Below are 17,482 nucleotides of genomic sequence, written 5' to 3' on the forward strand. Positions count from 1 at the left end.
TATTTCTTCGGGTAATTTTATGTCTTCAAGACGATTTGGTGTGTTTTCTAATGTGTTAGCGATCAAGCGCGCCAACGGAAAATTTGTTCTCGCGGGTCGTCAGATCAGCGGCATGGAGGCACATGGGAGGCACTGGAGCGGCCCGCTGACCTGCGTCTGTGAGCCCGCTCCGGAAGCCCGTTTGCACGAAGATGTCGATCGATTGCTGGGCGGTGATAACGTTGAAGTCGATCAAGCCGATTTGCCCTTTGATCTGGTTGTTGCGGATTTTGAAAGCGACGAAGCGCGACAAGCGCTTTCAAGCATGACCGCTGCAGTTGCGGGTATCGGTTACCGCGCCACTCATCTTTCACGCTGGGGGCAAGAATTGGGCGTGCCCGTTGTTTATGGCAGCGAGTATTCCCTACGCACCAGATTGCAGATTGTTCATGCGGAAACCAGCAACCCAATTAAAAGATTGCGGCGCACGATCTGGGAACGAAACCTTGAGAGACGACAGCAAGCCGCCATACGCATCGCGGCCGGAGTACAATGCAACGGAACTCCAACTTTTGACGCCTATAGGCGGATTAATGACCATGCCATGCTGTTTTTTGATGGTCGTTTGGGCGATGAAATGCTGGTTGGCGAAGACAAGCAAGACGCACGTCATGCTCGTCTGACATCAGAAGAGCCACTTAGGCTTGCCTGGTCAGGGCGGATCAATAGAATGAAAGGTGCCCACCATATTCCCAAAATTGCACAAGAAATTCGAAAAACGGGTGTCCCGTTTACATTTGATGTATTTGGCGACGGTGTCCTGCTCGACGATCTAAGGGCGGAAACTGCTGCCATGGGTCTTGACGACATTCTTACGTTCCACGGATTTGTGGATTACTATAAAGAGCTTACTCCATTCATGCAGCGCGAAGTCGATATCTGGGTCTGCCCGCACGTGCAGGGAGACCCGGCAGGCGCCTACATGGAAGCTTTAGGCAACGGCACCCCGATATTGGGTTTTGACAACGAGGCACTGAATGGGCTGCTGGCGAGAGTGGACGCTGGTTGCATCGTCCCCATTGGGGATGCCACAGCGCTTGCGCAAGAAGTGGCGCTTGCCCATAGAAACCGAGACCGCATCAAGTTTTGGTCAGACACAGGAAGAAGTTACGCCGCTGAACACACATTCGAAAAGAGCTTTGCCCGACGAATGGAACACATTGATAGCTTGCTTATCCAAAACTCAGCGCGCCCGGCAGCATCGCGCTAACAGTCTTTTGGGTGGGGCTCTTTTCTTTTCGAGGAGCCCCGAGAGTTCGCAAAATAAGGACGGTCAACCGAAACATTTGTTTGGGTGAAACCAGTTAGCATCGAGTATTGTTCCTCTGCCGAGAGCACACATCATTGCTGCCACATTCACATTAGAACCTAATGAGCAATTGACCGTCAAACTTCATGCATTCAATCGGTTCTCACTGGGCAATTAACCTACGGCTTATCGACCTGCACCATCAGTTTTTCGCCTAATTTAGCGAAATCCGGAGTAGTCACTGTATCTTGGCGTAGCATCCGGTTCAAACCGCGAATGTCGCTGTGAGGTGCCGCATGTATGTGTATTCGGATAACCCGTTATCAGCTAGACGGGTGTGGTAAATTGCAAGCTGTTCAAAAGTAGAGCATGAGTGGCTGATCGCACCATTTTACCCCTTGGAAATCCCGCACATCTGTCCTAAGTAAAGCCACGGAATAAAGCGTGCGATTCGTCGTGCGCTTTATTTTGTTTCGTCCAAGACGGTGGGTGGTGCCATACGGCCCCTTAATTCCCTGCCTGAGACGGGTAAGACCAAAGAATTCTGAGGGTCACGATCCTCGGGCGCATTTTGGCCAATCCCGTAACAACGGACCTGAACGCCGGAGGCTTGCCTTCGGCAAATATGAGCCGGGGTGAGTGATCGCCCCAAACTTGGAGAGAACTGTGGATAGAGCCCAGAAAGAGAAAGTGGTCGAGGAACTCGGCCAAATCTTCGAAAGCTCTGGCGTCGTAGTGGTATCGCACTACGCCGGTCTGACAGTTGCCGAGATGCAGGACCTTCGCGCACGTGCTCGTGACGCGGGTGGTGCCGTGCGTGTTGCCAAGAACAGGCTCGCCAAAATCGCCCTTGAGGGTAAGCCGTGTGAAAGCATGGCCGACCTGCTGACAGGGATGACCGTTCTGACCTATTCCGAGGACCCCGTGGCAGCAGCCAAGGTGGCCGAGGACTTCGCCAAGGATAACAAGAATTTTGAGATCCTCGGCGGTGCTATGGGCGAGAACGCTCTGGACCGCAAAGGCGTCGAAACAGTTTCGAAAATGCCGTCTCGTGAAGAGCTTATTGCTTCGATCGTGGGCTGCATTGGCGCACCTGCTTCGAACATCGCCGGCGCGATTGGCGCACCTGCAAGCAACATCGCAAGCATCCTTTCCACCATCGAAGAGAAGGCGGAAGCTGCGTAAGCGGTTGGCACTGAATGATCTGCGTAGGGGAAATCCCCTGACGTTGGAACACACACTGTAAACGGAAAGAGCTGATAAAATGGCTGATCTGAAAGCACTCGCAGAAAGCATCGTGGGTCTGACCCTGCTGGAAGCACAAGAACTGAAAACCATCCTCAAAGACGAATACGGCATCGAGCCCGCAGCTGGCGGCGCCGTAATGGTTGCAGCTGGTGGCGACGCCGGTGGCGCAGCTGAGGAAGAAAAAACCGAATTCGACGTCGTTCTGAAGAACGCCGGCGCATCGAAAATCAACGTCATCAAAGAAGTTCGCGGCATCACCGGCCTGGGCCTGAAAGAAGCCAAGGAACTGGTCGAAGCCGGCGGCAAGATCAAAGAAGGCGTGGACAAAGCAGAAGCAGAAGACATCAAAGGCAAGCTGGAAGCAGCTGGCGCCGAAGTCGAGCTGGCCTAAGCTTAGTCTCTGGTGCATCGCTGATGCGCCGAAAAATTTGGCTGGGTCCGGAGAAATCCGGGTCCAGCCGAACCTGTCTTAGAAAGGGCCTCAATATCTGGGGCGTTTTCTAAGACACGGTTTTCGGATCGGGAGGCTGCCTTCGGGACGGTGGCCATGAATTGATCCGGACGTGTCGTCTCGATTGTGCAAGATGCCGGGGCCCGACGGTGTCTTTGCCCGCTGAGAACATCGAAAGGTGACATCTGACATGGCTCAAACGTTCCTTGGCCAGAAACGTCTTCGTAAATATTACGGCAAAATCCGCGAAGTGCTGGAGATGCCGAACCTCATCGAGGTGCAGAAATCTTCTTATGATCTTTTCCTGCGCTCCGGCGATGCAGAGCAGCCCACAGACGGCGAAGGCATCAAAGGTGTGTTCCAGTCGGTTTTCCCGATCAAGGATTTCAACGAAACCTCCGTTTTGGAGTTCGTGAAATACGATCTGGAAAAACCCAAATACGACGTCGAAGAGTGTATGCAGCGCGATATGACCTACAGCGCGCCGCTCAAGGTCACTCTGCGTCTGATCGTGTTTGATGTCGATGAGGACACCGGCGCGAAATCGGTCAAAGACATCAAAGAACAGGACGTGTTCATGGGCGACATGCCCCTGATGACGCCGAACGGTACGTTCATCGTGAACGGCACCGAGCGTGTGATCGTCAGCCAGATGCACCGCTCGCCCGGTGTGTTCTTTGACCACGACAAGGGCAAAACCCATTCCTCGGGCAAGCTGCTGTTTGCCTGCCGCATCATCCCGTATCGCGGCAGCTGGCTGGACTTTGAGTTCGACGCCAAGGACATCGTGTTCGCCCGTATCGACCGTCGCCGCAAGCTGCCTGTGACGACCCTGCTCTATGCGCTGGGTTTGGATCAGGAAGCGATCATGGACGCGTATTACAACACCGTGTCCTACAAGCTGGACAAGAAGAAAGGCTGGGTCACGCCCTTCTTCCCCGAGCGTGTGCGCGGCACCCGTCCGACTTACGATCTGATCGACGCGAAATCCGGTGAAGTGATTGCCGAAGCGGGCAAGAAAGTTACCCCGCGCGCGGTCAAGAAGCTGATCGACGAAGGCAACGTCACCGACCTGCTGGTTCCGTTCGACAACATCGTCGGCAAGTACGTTGCCAAGGACATCATCAACGAGGAAAACGGCGCGATCTATGTCGAAGCCGGTGATGAGCTGACCTTGGAATATGACAAAGACGGCGACCTGATTGGTGGCACCGTCAAGGACCTGATGGATGCGGGCATCACCGATATTCCGGTTCTGGACATCGACAACGTCAATGTCGGCCCCTACATGCGCAACACCATGGCTCAGGACAAAAACCTGAACCGTGAAAGCGCGCTGATGGACATCTACCGCGTCATGCGCCCAGGCGAGCCGCCCACCGTCGAGGCTGCGTCGGCTCTGTTCGACACCCTGTTCTTCGACAGCGAGCGCTATGACCTGTCCGCCGTTGGCCGTGTGAAGATGAACATGCGTCTGGCTCTGGATGCGCCGGACACCCTGCGCACCCTGCGCCGCGAAGACATCGTGGCTTGTATCAAGGCACTGGTTGAACTGCGTGACGGCAAAGGCGACGTGGACGATATCGACCACCTCGGCAACCGTCGTGTCCGTTCGGTCGGCGAACTGATGGAAAACCAGTACCGCGTCGGTCTGCTGCGCATGGAGCGCGCGATCAAAGAGCGTATGTCGTCTGTCGAGATCGACACCGTCATGCCTCAGGATCTGATCAACGCGAAGCCGGCCGCCGCCGCTGTTCGCGAATTCTTTGGCTCGTCGCAGCTGTCGCAGTTCATGGACCAGACCAACCCGCTGTCGGAAGTCACCCACAAACGCCGTCTCTCGGCGCTTGGCCCCGGTGGTCTGACACGTGAGCGCGCGGGCTTTGAGGTGCGCGACGTGCACCCGACCCACTATGGCCGGATGTGCCCGATTGAAACGCCGGAAGGTCCGAACATCGGTCTGATCAACTCGCTGGCCACCTTTGCCCGCGTGAACAAGTATGGCTTCATCGAAACACCCTACCGCGTTGTCAAAGACGCTGAGGTGACCGATGAGGTTCACTACATGTCCGCGACCGAGGAAATGCGTCACACGGTGGCGCAGGCGAACGCGACACTGGATGCCGATGGCAAGTTCATCAACGATTTGGTTTCGACCCGTCAGGCCGGTGACTACACGCTTGCCCCGCGCGAGAATGTGGATCTGATCGACGTGTCGCCGAAACAGCTGGTATCAGTAGCTGCATCGCTGATCCCGTTCCTTGAGAATGACGACGCCAACCGCGCTCTGATGGGCTCGAACATGCAACGTCAGGCGGTTCCGCTGCTGCGCGCCGAGGCACCGCTGGTTGGTACCGGGATCGAGGAAAAGGTTGCCATCGACTCGGGTGCTGCGATCCAGGCGAAACGCGCCGGTATCATCGACCAGGTTGATGCCCAGCGTATCGTTATCCGCGCCACCGAGGATCTGGAACTGGGCGACGCTGGCGTTGACATCTATCGTCTGCGCAAATTCCAGCGTTCGAACCAGAACACCTGCATCAACCAGCGTCCGCTGATCAAGGTAGGTGACACCGTCCAGAAGGGCGAGGTTATTGCCGATGGTCCGTCGACCGATATGGGTGAACTGGCTCTGGGTAAGAACGTGGTCGTCGCGTTCATGCCTTGGAACGGCTACAACTACGAAGACTCGATCCTGATCTCGGAACGTATCGCGCGCGATGACGTCTTTACCTCGGTCCATATCGAGGAGTTTGAAGTCGCCGCCCGTGACACCAAGCTGGGCCCGGAAGAGATCACTCGCGACATTCCGAACGTCGGTGAAGAAGCGCTGCGTAACCTTGACGAGGCGGGCATCGTCTACATCGGTGCGGATGTTGAGCCGGGCGATATTCTGGTCGGTAAGATCACTCCGAAGGGTGAAAGCCCGATGACGCCGGAAGAAAAGCTGCTGCGCGCCATCTTTGGTGAGAAAGCATCTGACGTGCGCGATACATCGCTGCGCGTGAAGCCGGGCGATTACGGTACGGTCGTTGAGGTCCGCGTTTTCAACCGTCACGGCGTCGAAAAAGACGAGCGTGCGCTGCAGATCGAGCGTGAGGAAGTCGAACGTCTGGCCCGTGACCGGGACGACGAGTTGGCGATCCTTGACCGCAACATCTATGCGCGTCTGCAAGGCCTGATCCTGGGTAAAACCGCTGTTAAAGGCCCGAAAGGCGTCAAGCCGGGGTCGGTGATCACCGAGGAGTTGCTGGAAACCCTGACCCGTGGTCAATGGTGGCAGCTGGCACTGGAAGGTGAGCAGGACGCACAGATCGTCGAAGCTCTGAACGAGCAGTACGAAGTTCAGAAGCGCGCTCTGGATGCCCGGTTCGAGGACAAGGTCGAGAAAGTCCGCCGTGGCGACGACCTGCCGCCGGGTGTGATGAAGATGGTCAAAGTCTTCATCGCCGTGAAGCGTAAGCTGCAGCCGGGTGATAAGATGGCCGGTCGTCACGGGAACAAAGGTGTGATCTCCAAGGTTGTTCCGATGGAAGACATGCCGTTCCTGGCCGATGGTACGCCGGTTGACTTCTGTCTGAACCCGCTGGGTGTGCCTTCGCGTATGAACGTTGGTCAGATCCTTGAAACACACATGGGTTGGGCCGCACGCGGTCTGGGTCTGAACATCGACGACGCTCTGGGTGAATACCGCCGGTCCGGCGATCTGACCCCGGTGCGCGAAGCGATGAAGCTGGCCTATGGCGAGAATGTCTACGAAGAAGGCATCACCGGTCTAGACGAGGATGGCCTGATCGAGGCTGCGGGCAACGTGACCCGTGGTGTTCCGATCGCAACCCCGGTCTTCGACGGTGCCAAAGAGGCGGATGTCAACGACGCGCTAGTGCGTGCGGGCTTCTCGGAAAGCGGTCAGTCGGTTCTGTTCGACGGTCGCACCGGTGAGCAATTTGCACGTCCGGTGACCGTGGGCATCAAGTACCTGCTGAAACTGCACCACCTAGTGGATGACAAGATCCACGCGCGTTCGACCGGGCCATACAGCCTGGTGACCCAGCAGCCGCTGGGTGGTAAGGCGCAGTTCGGTGGTCAGCGCTTTGGTGAGATGGAAGTCTGGGCTCTGGAAGCTTACGGCGCCGCCTACACCCTGCAGGAGATGCTCACCGTGAAATCGGATGACGTCGCCGGCCGGACCAAGGTCTATGAGTCGATCGTCAAGGGCGAGGATAACTTTGAAGCGGGCGTACCGGAATCGTTCAACGTTCTGGTTAAAGAAGTCCGTGGCCTCGGCCTGAATATGGAACTCCTGGATGCGGAGGTTGAGGAGTAAGGGCCTTGCCCTTTCTCCCGTCCCCCCTTCCGCAAGATTTGAGGTAACAAATGAACCAGGAAATCACCAACAACCCGTTCAACCCGCTGACGCCCCCGAAGGTGTTCGACGAGATCAAGGTCTCGCTGGCGTCGCCCGAGCGGATCCTGTCTTGGTCCTATGGCGAGATCAAGAAACCCGAAACCATCAACTACCGGACGTTCAAGCCTGAACGTGACGGTCTGTTCTGTGCGCGTATCTTTGGCCCGATCAAGGATTACGAGTGTCTGTGCGGCAAATATAAGCGGATGAAATATCGCGGCGTTGTCTGCGAGAAATGCGGTGTGGAAGTCACCCTGCAGAAAGTCCGCCGCGAGCGTATGGGCCACATCGAACTGGCCGCGCCTGTTGCACACATCTGGTTCCTGAAGTCGCTGCCGTCCCGCATCGGCCTGATGCTGGACATGACGCTGCGCGATCTGGAACGTGTTCTGTACTTTGAAAACTACGTCGTCATCGAGCCCGGTCTGACTGACCTGACCTACGGCCAGATGCTGACTGAAGAAGAGTACATGGACGCTCAGGATGCCTACGGCATGGACGCGTTCACCGCGAATATTGGTGCCGAAGCCATCCGTGAGATGCTGGCCCAGATCGATCTGGAAGCCGAAGCCGAGCAGCTGCGCGCTGATCTGGCCGAAGCCACTGGCGAACTTAAGCCCAAGAAAATCATCAAGCGCCTGAAGGTTGTTGAATCCTTCCTCGAGTCGGGTAACCGCCCCGAGTGGATGGTGATGACCGTGATCCCGGTCATTCCGCCGGAACTGCGTCCGCTGGTTCCGCTGGATGGTGGCCGTTTCGCGACCTCGGATCTGAACGATCTGTATCGCCGCGTCATCAACCGGAACAACCGTCTGAAGCGTCTGATCGAACTGCGCGCGCCTGACATCATCGTCCGCAACGAAAAGCGGATGCTGCAGGAATCCGTGGATGCTCTGTTCGACAACGGCCGCCGTGGCCGCGTGATCACCGGCGCCAACAAGCGTCCGCTGAAATCGCTGTCGGACATGCTGAAAGGCAAGCAGGGTCGTTTCCGTCAGAACCTTCTGGGTAAGCGCGTCGACTTCTCGGGCCGTTCCGTCATTGTGACCGGCCCCGAGCTGAAGCTGCACCAGTGTGGTCTGCCCAAGAAGATGGCGTTGGAGCTGTTCAAGCCGTTCATCTACTCGCGCCTTGAAGCCAAGGGTCTGTCTTCGACCGTGAAACAGGCGAAGAAACTGGTCGAGAAAGAGCGTCCCGAAGTTTGGGATATTCTCGACGAGGTGATCCGCGAACACCCTGTCATGCTGAACCGTGCGCCGACGCTGCACCGTCTGGGCATTCAGGCGTTCGAACCGGTCCTGATCGAAGGTAAAGCCATCCAGCTGCACCCGCTGGTCTGTTCGGCCTTTAACGCCGACTTCGACGGCGACCAGATGGCCGTTCACGTCCCGCTGAGCCTTGAGGCCCAGCTGGAAGCCCGTGTTCTGATGATGTCGACGAACAACGTTCTGTCGCCTGCAAACGGCGCGCCCATTATCGTTCCGTCGCAGGATATGATCCTGGGTCTCTACTATGTGACCCTGGAACGCGAAGGCATGCCGGGTGAAGGCAAAGTGTTCGGGTCGATCGACGAAGTTCAGCACGCGCTGGATTCCGGCGAAGTGCATCTGCACACCAAGATCACCGCGCGGATCACGCAGATCGACGACGAAGGCAACGAAGTTCAAAAGCGTTACGAGACCACTCCGGGCCGTCTGCGTCTGGGTGCCTTGCTGCCGATGAACAACAAAGCGCCGTTCGAACTGGTCAACCGCCTGCTGCGGAAGAAAGAAGTGCAGCAGGTGATCGACACCGTCTACCGTTACTGCGGTCAGAAAGAGTCGGTCATCTTCTGTGACCAGATCATGTCGATGGGCTTCAAAGAAGCGTTCAAGGCGGGCATCTCGTTCGGTAAGGACGACATGGTCATTCCGGACGACAAGTGGGGCATCGTTGATGACACCCGCGGTCAGGTGAAGGACTTTGAACAGCAGTACATGGACGGCCTGATCACTCAGGGCGAAAAGTACAACAAAGTTGTTGATGCTTGGTCGAAGTGTAACGACCGCGTCACCGAGGCGATGATGAGCACGATCTCGTCGTCGGATCGGGCAGAGGACGGCTCCGAGCAGGAACCGAACTCGGTCTACATGATGGCCCACTCGGGTGCGCGTGGCTCGGTCACTCAGATGAAACAGCTGGGCGGTATGCGTGGTCTGATGGCCAAGCCGAACGGTGATATCATCGAGACGCCGATCATCTCGAACTTTAAAGAAGGTCTGACCGTTCTCGAGTACTTCAACTCGACCCACGGTGCCCGTAAGGGTCTGTCGGATACCGCTCTGAAGACGGCGAACTCGGGTTACCTGACCCGTCGTCTGGTCGACGTCGCACAGGACTGTATCGTTCGTGAGATCGACTGTGGCACCGAGCGTGCGATCACTGCCGAAGCAGCCGTGAACGACGGTGAGGTTGTCGCCTCGCTGGCTGAACGTGTGCTGGGCCGTGTGGCGGCTGACGATGTTCTGCGACCGGGCACCGATGAGGTGATCGTGGCCGCAGGTCAGCTGATCGACGAACGTATGGCTGACACCATCGACGAAGCCGGTGTTGCCTCGATGCGTATCCGCTCGCCTCTGACCTGTGAGTCCGAGGAAGGCGTCTGTGCAACTTGCTACGGTCGTGACCTTGCACGCGGTACCATGGTGAACACAGGTGAAGCTGTCGGCATCATTGCCGCCCAGTCCATCGGTGAACCCGGTACGCAGCTGACGATGCGGACTTTCCACATCGGTGGTGTTGCGCAAGGTGGTCAACAGTCGTTCCAGGAAGCCAGCCAGGAAGGCGTCGTTTCCTTCGAGAACCCGCAGATTCTGGTTAATGCCGCAGGCGAAAGCCTGGTCATGGGCCGGAACATGAAGCTGGTGATCAGCGACGAACACGGCGAAGAGCGTGCGAGCCACAAGCTGGGCTACGGCTCCAAGCTGTTTGTCAAAGACGGCACCAAGGTGGCCCGTGGCGACAAGCTGTTCGAATGGGATCCCTACACCCTGCCGATCATCGCCGAGAAAGCCGGTACTGCGAAATATGTCGACCTTGTTTCGGGCCTTGCTGTCCGGGATGAGACTGACGATGCAACCGGCATGACCCAGAAGATCGTGATCGACTGGCGCGCCGCCCCCAAAGGCAGCGACCTCAAGCCCGAGATCATTCTGGTCGGTGAAGATGGCGAGCCGGTCCGCAACGATGCGGGCAACCCGGTTCACTATCCGATGTCGGTGGATGCGATCCTGTCGGTTGAAGATGGCCAGCAGATCGAAGCCGGTGACGTTGTTGCGCGTATCCCGCGTGAAGGCGCCAAGACCAAGGACATCACCGGTGGTCTGCCGCGTGTGGCCGAACTGTTCGAAGCCCGCCGTCCGAAAGATCACGCGATCATCGCAGAAGCCGATGGTTACGTGCGCTTTGGCCGCGACTACAAGAACAAGCGCCGCATCAGCATCGAACCGGCTGACGAGTCCATGGAGACCATCGAGTACATGGTGCCCAAGGGCAAGCACATCCCGGTCGCCGAAGGGGACTTCATCCAGAAGGGTGAATACCTGATGGACGGTAACCCGGCTCCGCATGACATCCTGTCCATCATGGGTGTCGAAGCGCTGGCGGATTACATGATCGACGAGGTGCAGGACGTCTATCGTCTGCAGGGCGTGAAGATCAACGACAAGCACATCGAGGTTATCGTGCGCCAGATGCTGCAGAAGTGGGAGATCCTGGATTCAGGCGACACCACCCTGCTGAAAGGCGAACATGTCGACAAGCAGGAGTTCGACGCAGCCAACGAGAAGACCATCTCGCGCGGCGGTCGTCCGGCTCAGGGCGAACCGATCCTTCTGGGGATCACCAAAGCCTCGCTGCAGACGCGTTCGTTCATCTCGGCGGCCTCGTTCCAGGAAACCACGCGCGTTCTGACCGAGGCTTCGGTTCAGGGCAAAAAGGACAAGCTGGTTGGCCTGAAAGAGAACGTCATCGTTGGTCGCCTGATCCCTGCCGGTACAGGTGGTGCAACTCAGGCTGTCCGCCACATCGCGCAGTCGCGTGACAACGTGGTCATCGAAGCCCGCCGGGAAGAGGCCGAAGCCGCCGCTGCTCTGGCTGCGCCGATGATCGACGACGATATGGTCGGTGACGAGCTGGATGTACTGGTGGAAACGCCGGAAAGCCGCGAGTAAGCGCACCGAAAAGCTAAAAAAAGGCCCTGCAGCATCGCGGGGCCTTTTTCTTTGGTCGATCCGCCTCATACGCGGCCAGACCACCACTGATTTCAACCTTCGGCGTACCGTATCAAGCGCTCTTGCAGCGTGCCACTGTGCAGTTCAAACATATGGTTGTCGTGGTCATAGAAATAGATCGACTGACCTTCCCCTGGAACCCGCGCCCGGCCTTCCCGCAGTTCGAGGCCAAGCGATCGGATGCGCTGCAGCCTGTCCTCGTACTCATCCGCACCCATTTTGAAGGCGACGTGGTTATAGGTTTTCTGGGTTAACGGGTCGCCTTCCATTGCCGCGACCCAGACACCGCCGATGTCGAAGAAACGCTCTTTCGAGAGTGAGAAAGTCTTGTCGCCGCTGTCATAGACCTTACGCGCATCCAGAACTGTCGTCAGGATTTCTTCCATCTTGTCGAGGTCGGCTGTGATGAATGTTATGTGGCTCAGACCTTCGATCACGGTGCACCTTTTTGCTATCGTTGGGTTTTAGCATAACAGGGCGCGGGTCAAAGTCAGCGGGTTCTGTGAGCGCGGTCAATGATGAGTTGACATTGCAGCAGGCTGTCCGGCCAATGGTCGCAATAATTTAGGACCGGACCAAACCAGAATGACCCCAAATGTCAAAGGCGCGCTGTTGATGATGGGCAGCATGGCCGCCTTCACCGTAAATGACACGCTGGTCAAAGTCGCATTGCAGGATTTGCCGTTGTTTCAGATGATTGCGATCCGGGGCGCGGTGGCGACTGCTCTGGTCTATCTGCTCGCGCGCCATCTGGGGGCGTTAAATCTGGATTTTCCGCGCCACGATAAATGGCTGGTCGCGCTGCGGTGCGTCAGCGAGTTAAGCGCCACGTTTTTCTTTCTGACAGCGCTGAAGCATATGCCGCTGGCGAACGTGACGGCAGTGCTTCAGGCCTTGCCTTTGACGGTGACGCTTGGGGCGGCGCTGATCTTTGGTGAGCGGATCGGCTGGCGGCGCATCGTGGCAATCGCACTTGGGTTTTCCGGTATGCTGCTGATCGTCCGACCCGGCCCCGATGGGTTCAGCCTCTATGCATTCTATGCTCTGGTTGCAGTGGTATCGGTGACCGCGCGGGACCTGATCACCCGGCGCATGTCGGCCGAGGTCCCCTCGATGGTGGTTACGCTGGCCACCTCGCTGACGATCACGGTGACCGCAGCGGTGGTTTCGGTCTTTGAAGGCTGGGTGCCGATACCTCTGGCAGCAGGCACCCTGACCGTTTCTGCGGCGGTGTTCGTGCTCGGGGGCTACCTGTTCAGCGTGATGGTCATGCGCGTGGGCGAGGTCGGCTTTGTCGCGCCGTTCCGCTATTCCAGCCTGATCTGGGCTTTGGTGCTGGGCTGGCTGGTTTTTGGCGACTGGCCCGATCCAGTGACGATGCTGGGGGCCACACTTGTGGTTGGCGCAGGGTTGTTCACCCTGTTCCGTGAAAGATCCACTCAAGCTGCCGAGTGAACCTGTCGGACCAGGTTTTGGTTGATCGCAAACCGCGCGATGAACTCACTTTCAAGCTCTGGTGTCAGTTCCGGGAATTCATCCTTGTTGTTGCGCGCGCGTTTGGAATCGTTGAAGCCATTGAGCGTGCGCACCCACATCGGCGCATCCGAATAGCTGAGTACCGGCATGAAGCGTCCGACGCGGTGGTGGGTGAAATTCATGATCGAATGGCTACAGCCACCCGCGATATACATGCCCAGCCCGACCCCCAGCAGTGGTTTATAGACCTCCGCGGCACGCACGCCAGCCGGGCCAAATCGGGCGAGGAACCCGAGGCTATAGTCAATTCCGACCATTTGGTTGTTTGCCATCAACCCGGCCCCTTCCTGCGCCGCGATGCGCAGGCGTTCCACGAAATCAACGGACACCGCGTCATCGTCGTCATGTCGGAACTGGATGCAGGGTTGCTCGGGGTTGGCGCGGGCCGCGTTCAGGATCTCTTTCATGATCTGCCGGGGGCCGATCTGCGTGTCGGCAGATTTCTGAATGATCCGCACCTGACGCATCCCGGCAGTCAGGTCGTGCAGCCGGTCAAAGGCCGGCTTCGGCAGGCAATCCCCGATTACGATCAGGAATTCGAAATCCTCATCGGTCTGTTCGCGAAAACAGGGCAGGGTGGTGACCTCGAACAGGCGAAAACGCTCTTCCAGACGGGCAGGGTTATAAAGATAGCGGCGGCGTTCTTCGACGGTTTCATGTTCGATCTGAAATCCGCCGAGGGCGGGGTAGGAAAAGCGGCACAGGCCGATGGCTTGCATGATTCACCCGTCAGGATTGGCGTCGCCAGACTATGCCTTTGCACTGTCGGGCCTGCAACCGGGCGCGCGGGCTGGAATTGTGCAGGATACGCTGATAAATCAGCACTATCCGGCGTCAGGGGCGTCCAGACCCGCGCGCTGTTGACACTTGGCCCGACTCCCCCTATTACGCGCGTCATCTCGGTACCGGGGGCCGCCCCATAACCGATTTCAGTAATGAACTGGTCAAGGCCCGGACACTTTTATCGTTCGCGCCCTCTGATAACAAACCGCGACGTTCACCTCGGAATGGGAACGCTCGCGGGTTTTGCGCTTGTGGACGCATGAGTGCAGCGAATTTAACCGCACGCAGCCGCGTGCATGTCATGTGTGTTGCAAAACGGGGAAGAAACCGGAATGCCAACTATTCAACAGCTGATCCGCAAACCGCGGCAGCCCAAAGTAAAACGCTCGAAGTCCATGCACCTGGAGCAGTGCCCGCAGAAACGCGGCGTCTGCACCCGCGTGTACACCACCACACCGAAGAAGCCGAACTCGGCGATGCGTAAGGTTGCCAAGGTGCGCCTGACCAACGGGTTCGAGGTGATCTCGTACATCCCCGGTGAAAGCCACAACCTGCAAGAACACTCGGTTGTTCTGATCCGTGGCGGCCGTGTGAAAGACCTTCCCGGTGTGCGTTACCACATCCTGCGCGGTGTTCTGGATACTCAGGGCGTCAAAGATCGTAAGCAACGTCGTTCGAAATACGGCGCGAAGCGTCCCAAGTAAGAAGGAGAGGCTGATATGTCACGTCGTCACGCCGCCGAAAAACGCGAAGTCCTGCCTGACGCCAAGTTTGGCGATAAGGTTCTGACAAAATTCATGAACAACCTGATGATCGACGGCAAGAAGTCGGTCGCCGAGCGCATCGTTTACAACGCCTTTGACCGCGTTGAGAACAAGGTAAAGCGCGCTCCTGTCGAAGTGTTCCACGAAGCGCTCGACAACATCAAACCGTCGGTCGAGGTTCGCTCGCGCCGGGTTGGTGGTGCAACCTATCAGGTTCCGGTCGAAGTGCGCCCCGAGCGCCGCGAAGCACTGGCCATCCGTTGGCTGATCACTGCTGCGCGTGGCCGCAACGAAAACACCATGGAAGAACGCCTCGCCGGCGAACTGCTGGACGCTGTACAGTCCCGCGGTACCGCCGTGAAGAAGCGCGAAGACACCCACAAGATGGCCGAGGCGAACAAAGCCTTCAGCCATTATCGTTGGTAATCCGAGAGGCTTAGACCAATGGCACGCGAATATCCGCTCGAACTGTACCGTAACTTCGGTATCATGGCGCACATCGACGCAGGTAAGACCACCTGCTCGGAGCGTATCCTGTATTACACTGGTAAATCCCACAACATCGGTGAGGTGCACGATGGTGCAGCCACCATGGACTGGATGGAGCAGGAGCAGGAACGCGGCATCACCATCACTTCGGCTGCGACCACCACCTTCTGGGAGCGCACCGAGGACGGCCAGACCGCTGATACCCCCAAGCACCGCCTGAACATCATCGACACCCCCGGCCACGTTGACTTCACCATCGAAGTCGAACGCTCGCTGGCGGTTCTCGACGGTGCCGTCTGCGTTCTGGACGCAAACGCCGGTGTTGAACCCCAGACCGAAACCGTGTGGCGTCAGGCTGACCGCTACAAAGTTCCGCGTATGGTTTTCGTCAACAAGATGGACAAGATCGGCGCAGACTTCTTCAACTGCGTTCGCATGATCGAAGACCGCACCGGCGCACGCGCTGTTCCGGTTGGTATTCCGATCGGCGCCGAGTCCGAGCTGGAAGGTCTGATCGATCTGGTCACCATGGAAGAGTGGCTGTGGCAGGGCGAAGATCTGGGCGCAAGCTGGATCAAAGCTCCGATCCGCGACAGCCTGAAAGACATGGCTGACGAATGGCGCGGCAAGATGATCGAAGCGGCCGTCGAAATGGACGACGACGCGATGATGGAATACCTGGAAGGCAATGAGCCCGACGTTGAGACCCTGCGCGCCCTGCTGCGCAAAGGTACACTGGACATCGCGTTTGTTCCGGTTCTGGGTGGTTCGGCGTTCAAGAACAAAGGCGTTCAGCCGCTGCTCAACGCTGTGATCGACTATCTGCCCAGCCCGCTGGACGTTGTCGATTACATGGGCTTCAAACCCGGCGACGAGGAAGAAGTTCGTGACATCGCACGTCGTGCAGACGACGACATGGCTTTCTCGGGCCTGGCGTTCAAAATCATGAACGACCCCTTCGTTGGCTCGCTGACCTTCACCCGAATCTACTCGGGCACCATGAACAAGGGTGACTCGATCCTGAACTCGACCAAAGGCAAGAAAGAGCGCATCGGTCGTATGATGATGATGCACTCGAACAACCGGGAAGAGATCGAAGAGGCGTTTGCAGGCGACATCATCGCGCTGGCGGGTCTGAAAGACACCACCACCGGTGACACTCTGTGTGACGCAAAGGATCCGGTGGTTCTGGAAACCATGACCTTCCCCGATCCGGTTATCGAGATCGCGGTTGAGCCCAAAACCAAGGGCGACCAAGAGAAGATGTCCCAGGGTCTGGCCCGTCTGGCCGCCGAAGACCCGTCCTTCCGTGTGGAAACTGACCTGGAATCCGGTCAGACCATCATGAAAGGCATGGGCGAACTTCACCTGGACATCCTGGTTGACCGTCTGAAGCGCGAGTTCAAGGTTGAAGCGAACATTGGTGCACCGCAGGTGGCCTATCGCGAAACCATCTCGATGCCGGTTGAGCATACCTACACCCACAAGAAACAGTCGGGTGGTTCGGGTCAGTTCGGCGAAGTTAAGCTGGAAATCCAGCCGACAGAGCCGGGCGAAGGTTACTCGTTCGAAAGCCGCATCGTTGGTGGTGCTGTTCCGAAGGAATACATCCCGGGTGTCGAAAAAGGCATCAACTCGGTCATGGACAGCGGCCCGCTGGCTGGCTTCCCTGTGATCGACTTCAAGGTTGCCCTGCTGGACGGTAAGTTCCACGACGTTGACTCGAGCGTTCTGGCGTTCGAAATCGCGGCCCGTATGTGTATGCGTGAAGGCATGCGCAAAGCTGGCGCGAAACTGCTGGAACCGATCATGAAGGTCGAAGTGATCACCCCGGAAGAATATACCGGCGGTATCATCGGCGATCTGACCTCGCGTCGTGGCCAGGTTTCTGGCCAGGAACCGCGCGGCAACGCAATCGCGATCGACGCGTTTGTGCCGCTAGCGAACATGTTCGGCTACATCAACACCCTGCGTTCGATGTCGTCGGGCCGTGCCCAGTTCACCATGCAGTTCGACCACTACGATCCGGTTCCGCAGAACATCTCGGACGAGATCCAGGCGAAATACGCATAAGCGAAGATTTGAGGGAGCTCCGGTCCGGGGCTCCCTTCATTACCGAAAAAGGAGGCCATCATGGCAAAGGAAAAGTTTGAGCGTACAAAACCGCACGTCAACATCGGCACGATTGGCCACGTTGACCACGGCAAGACGACGCTGACCGCAGCAATCACCAAGTATTTCGGT

At 57.6% G+C, this 17,482-nt stretch carries 12 protein-coding genes; 10 read left to right on the plus strand and 2 right to left on the minus strand.

Annotated elements, in window-relative coordinates; all coding sequences use genetic code 11:
• Positions 1–19 precede the first annotated feature (19 nt).
• The 5 genes from ACR0NF_RS15665 (at position 20) to rpoC (ending at position 11,606) form a co-directional block, all read left to right on the plus strand.
• Positions 20–1,249 carry a glycosyltransferase gene (locus ACR0NF_RS15665; RefSeq protein WP_480778556.1) on the plus strand — a complete coding sequence of 410 codons (1,230 nt, stop codon included), beginning with the start codon at positions 20–22 and terminating at the stop codon, positions 1,247–1,249.
• A gap of 705 nt (positions 1,250–1,954) precedes the next feature.
• Entirely contained in the window at positions 1,955–2,473 is a 519-nt protein-coding gene (gene rplJ / locus ACR0NF_RS15670) for a 50S ribosomal protein L10 (RefSeq protein WP_010441181.1), read from the plus strand.
• 79 nt (positions 2,474–2,552) lie between these two features.
• Entirely contained in the window at positions 2,553–2,927 is a 375-nt protein-coding gene (gene rplL / locus ACR0NF_RS15675; protein WP_155142436.1) for a 50S ribosomal protein L7/L12, read from the plus strand.
• 250 nt (positions 2,928–3,177) lie between these two features.
• Positions 3,178–7,314, plus strand: a complete 4,137-nt coding sequence (gene rpoB, locus ACR0NF_RS15680; protein ID WP_480667883.1) for a DNA-directed RNA polymerase subunit beta — start codon at positions 3,178–3,180, stop codon at positions 7,312–7,314.
• A 50-nt stretch (positions 7,315–7,364) separates the two neighbouring features.
• On the plus strand, positions 7,365–11,606 hold the full coding sequence (rpoC, locus tag ACR0NF_RS15685; RefSeq protein ID WP_480778557.1) for a DNA-directed RNA polymerase subunit beta': 4,242 nt from the start codon (positions 7,365–7,367) through the stop codon (positions 11,604–11,606).
• 92 nt (positions 11,607–11,698) lie between these two features.
• Here rpoC and fosX read toward each other — a convergent pair whose 3' ends face one another.
• Positions 11,699–12,103, minus strand: a complete 405-nt coding sequence (fosX, locus tag ACR0NF_RS15690; protein ID WP_480485027.1) for a FosX/FosE/FosI family fosfomycin resistance hydrolase — start codon at positions 12,101–12,103, stop codon at positions 11,699–11,701.
• Positions 12,104–12,251: 148 nt separating this feature from the next.
• Between fosX and ACR0NF_RS15695 the strand changes: the two genes are divergently transcribed.
• Positions 12,252–13,121 (plus strand): DMT family transporter, encoded by an 870-nt coding sequence (locus tag ACR0NF_RS15695; protein WP_480471823.1) that lies wholly within the window; start codon positions 12,252–12,254, stop codon positions 13,119–13,121.
• Here ACR0NF_RS15695 and ACR0NF_RS15700 read toward each other — a convergent pair.
• Positions 13,106–13,921 carry a putative rhamnosyl transferase gene (locus ACR0NF_RS15700; protein ID WP_480778558.1) on the minus strand — a complete coding sequence of 272 codons (816 nt, stop codon included), beginning with the start codon at positions 13,919–13,921 and terminating at the stop codon, positions 13,106–13,108. The two genes, ACR0NF_RS15695 and ACR0NF_RS15700, sit on opposite strands and share 16 nt — an antisense overlap.
• Positions 13,922–14,317: 396 nt before the next feature.
• Between ACR0NF_RS15700 and rpsL the strand changes: the two genes are divergently transcribed.
• From rpsL to ACR0NF_RS15720, 4 genes are all read left to right on the plus strand, one after another.
• On the plus strand, positions 14,318–14,689 hold the full coding sequence (rpsL, locus tag ACR0NF_RS15705) for a 30S ribosomal protein S12 (RefSeq protein ID WP_005621086.1): 372 nt from the start codon (positions 14,318–14,320) through the stop codon (positions 14,687–14,689).
• A 15-nt stretch (positions 14,690–14,704) separates the two neighbouring features.
• Entirely contained in the window at positions 14,705–15,175 is a 471-nt protein-coding gene (rpsG, locus tag ACR0NF_RS15710; protein WP_010441203.1) for a 30S ribosomal protein S7, read from the plus strand.
• Positions 15,176–15,193: 18 nt separating this feature from the next.
• Positions 15,194–17,311 (plus strand): elongation factor G, encoded by a 2,118-nt coding sequence (fusA, locus tag ACR0NF_RS15715; protein WP_480471825.1) that lies wholly within the window; start codon positions 15,194–15,196, stop codon positions 17,309–17,311.
• Between the two features lie 60 nt (positions 17,312–17,371).
• Positions 17,372–17,482 (plus strand): GTP-binding protein (locus ACR0NF_RS15720; RefSeq protein ID WP_170744588.1); only part of this gene is annotated, 111 nt, incomplete at its 3' end.

The sequence above is a fragment of the Ruegeria sp. CF4 genome, from assembly GCF_056537345.1.

What these genes read in the sequence shown, in the direction of transcription:
- ACR0NF_RS15700 (WP_480778558.1), bottom strand. Translation starts at nt 13,921, where the DNA reads ATGCAAGCCATCGGCCTGTGCCGCTTTTCCTACCCCGCCCTCGGCGGA.
- fusA (WP_480471825.1), top strand. Translation starts at nt 15,194, where the DNA reads ATGGCACGCGAATATCCGCTCGAACTGTACCGTAACTTCGGTATCATG.
- rpsG (WP_010441203.1), top strand. Translation starts at nt 14,705, where the DNA reads ATGTCACGTCGTCACGCCGCCGAAAAACGCGAAGTCCTGCCTGACGCC.
- rpoC (WP_480778557.1), top strand. Translation starts at nt 7,365, where the DNA reads ATGAACCAGGAAATCACCAACAACCCGTTCAACCCGCTGACGCCCCCG.
- ACR0NF_RS15695 (WP_480471823.1), top strand. Translation starts at nt 12,252, where the DNA reads ATGACCCCAAATGTCAAAGGCGCGCTGTTGATGATGGGCAGCATGGCC.
- rpoB (WP_480667883.1), top strand. Translation starts at nt 3,178, where the DNA reads ATGGCTCAAACGTTCCTTGGCCAGAAACGTCTTCGTAAATATTACGGC.
- rplL (WP_155142436.1), top strand. Translation starts at nt 2,553, where the DNA reads ATGGCTGATCTGAAAGCACTCGCAGAAAGCATCGTGGGTCTGACCCTG.
- ACR0NF_RS15665 (WP_480778556.1), top strand. Translation starts at nt 20, where the DNA reads ATGTCTTCAAGACGATTTGGTGTGTTTTCTAATGTGTTAGCGATCAAG.
- rpsL (WP_005621086.1), top strand. Translation starts at nt 14,318, where the DNA reads ATGCCAACTATTCAACAGCTGATCCGCAAACCGCGGCAGCCCAAAGTA.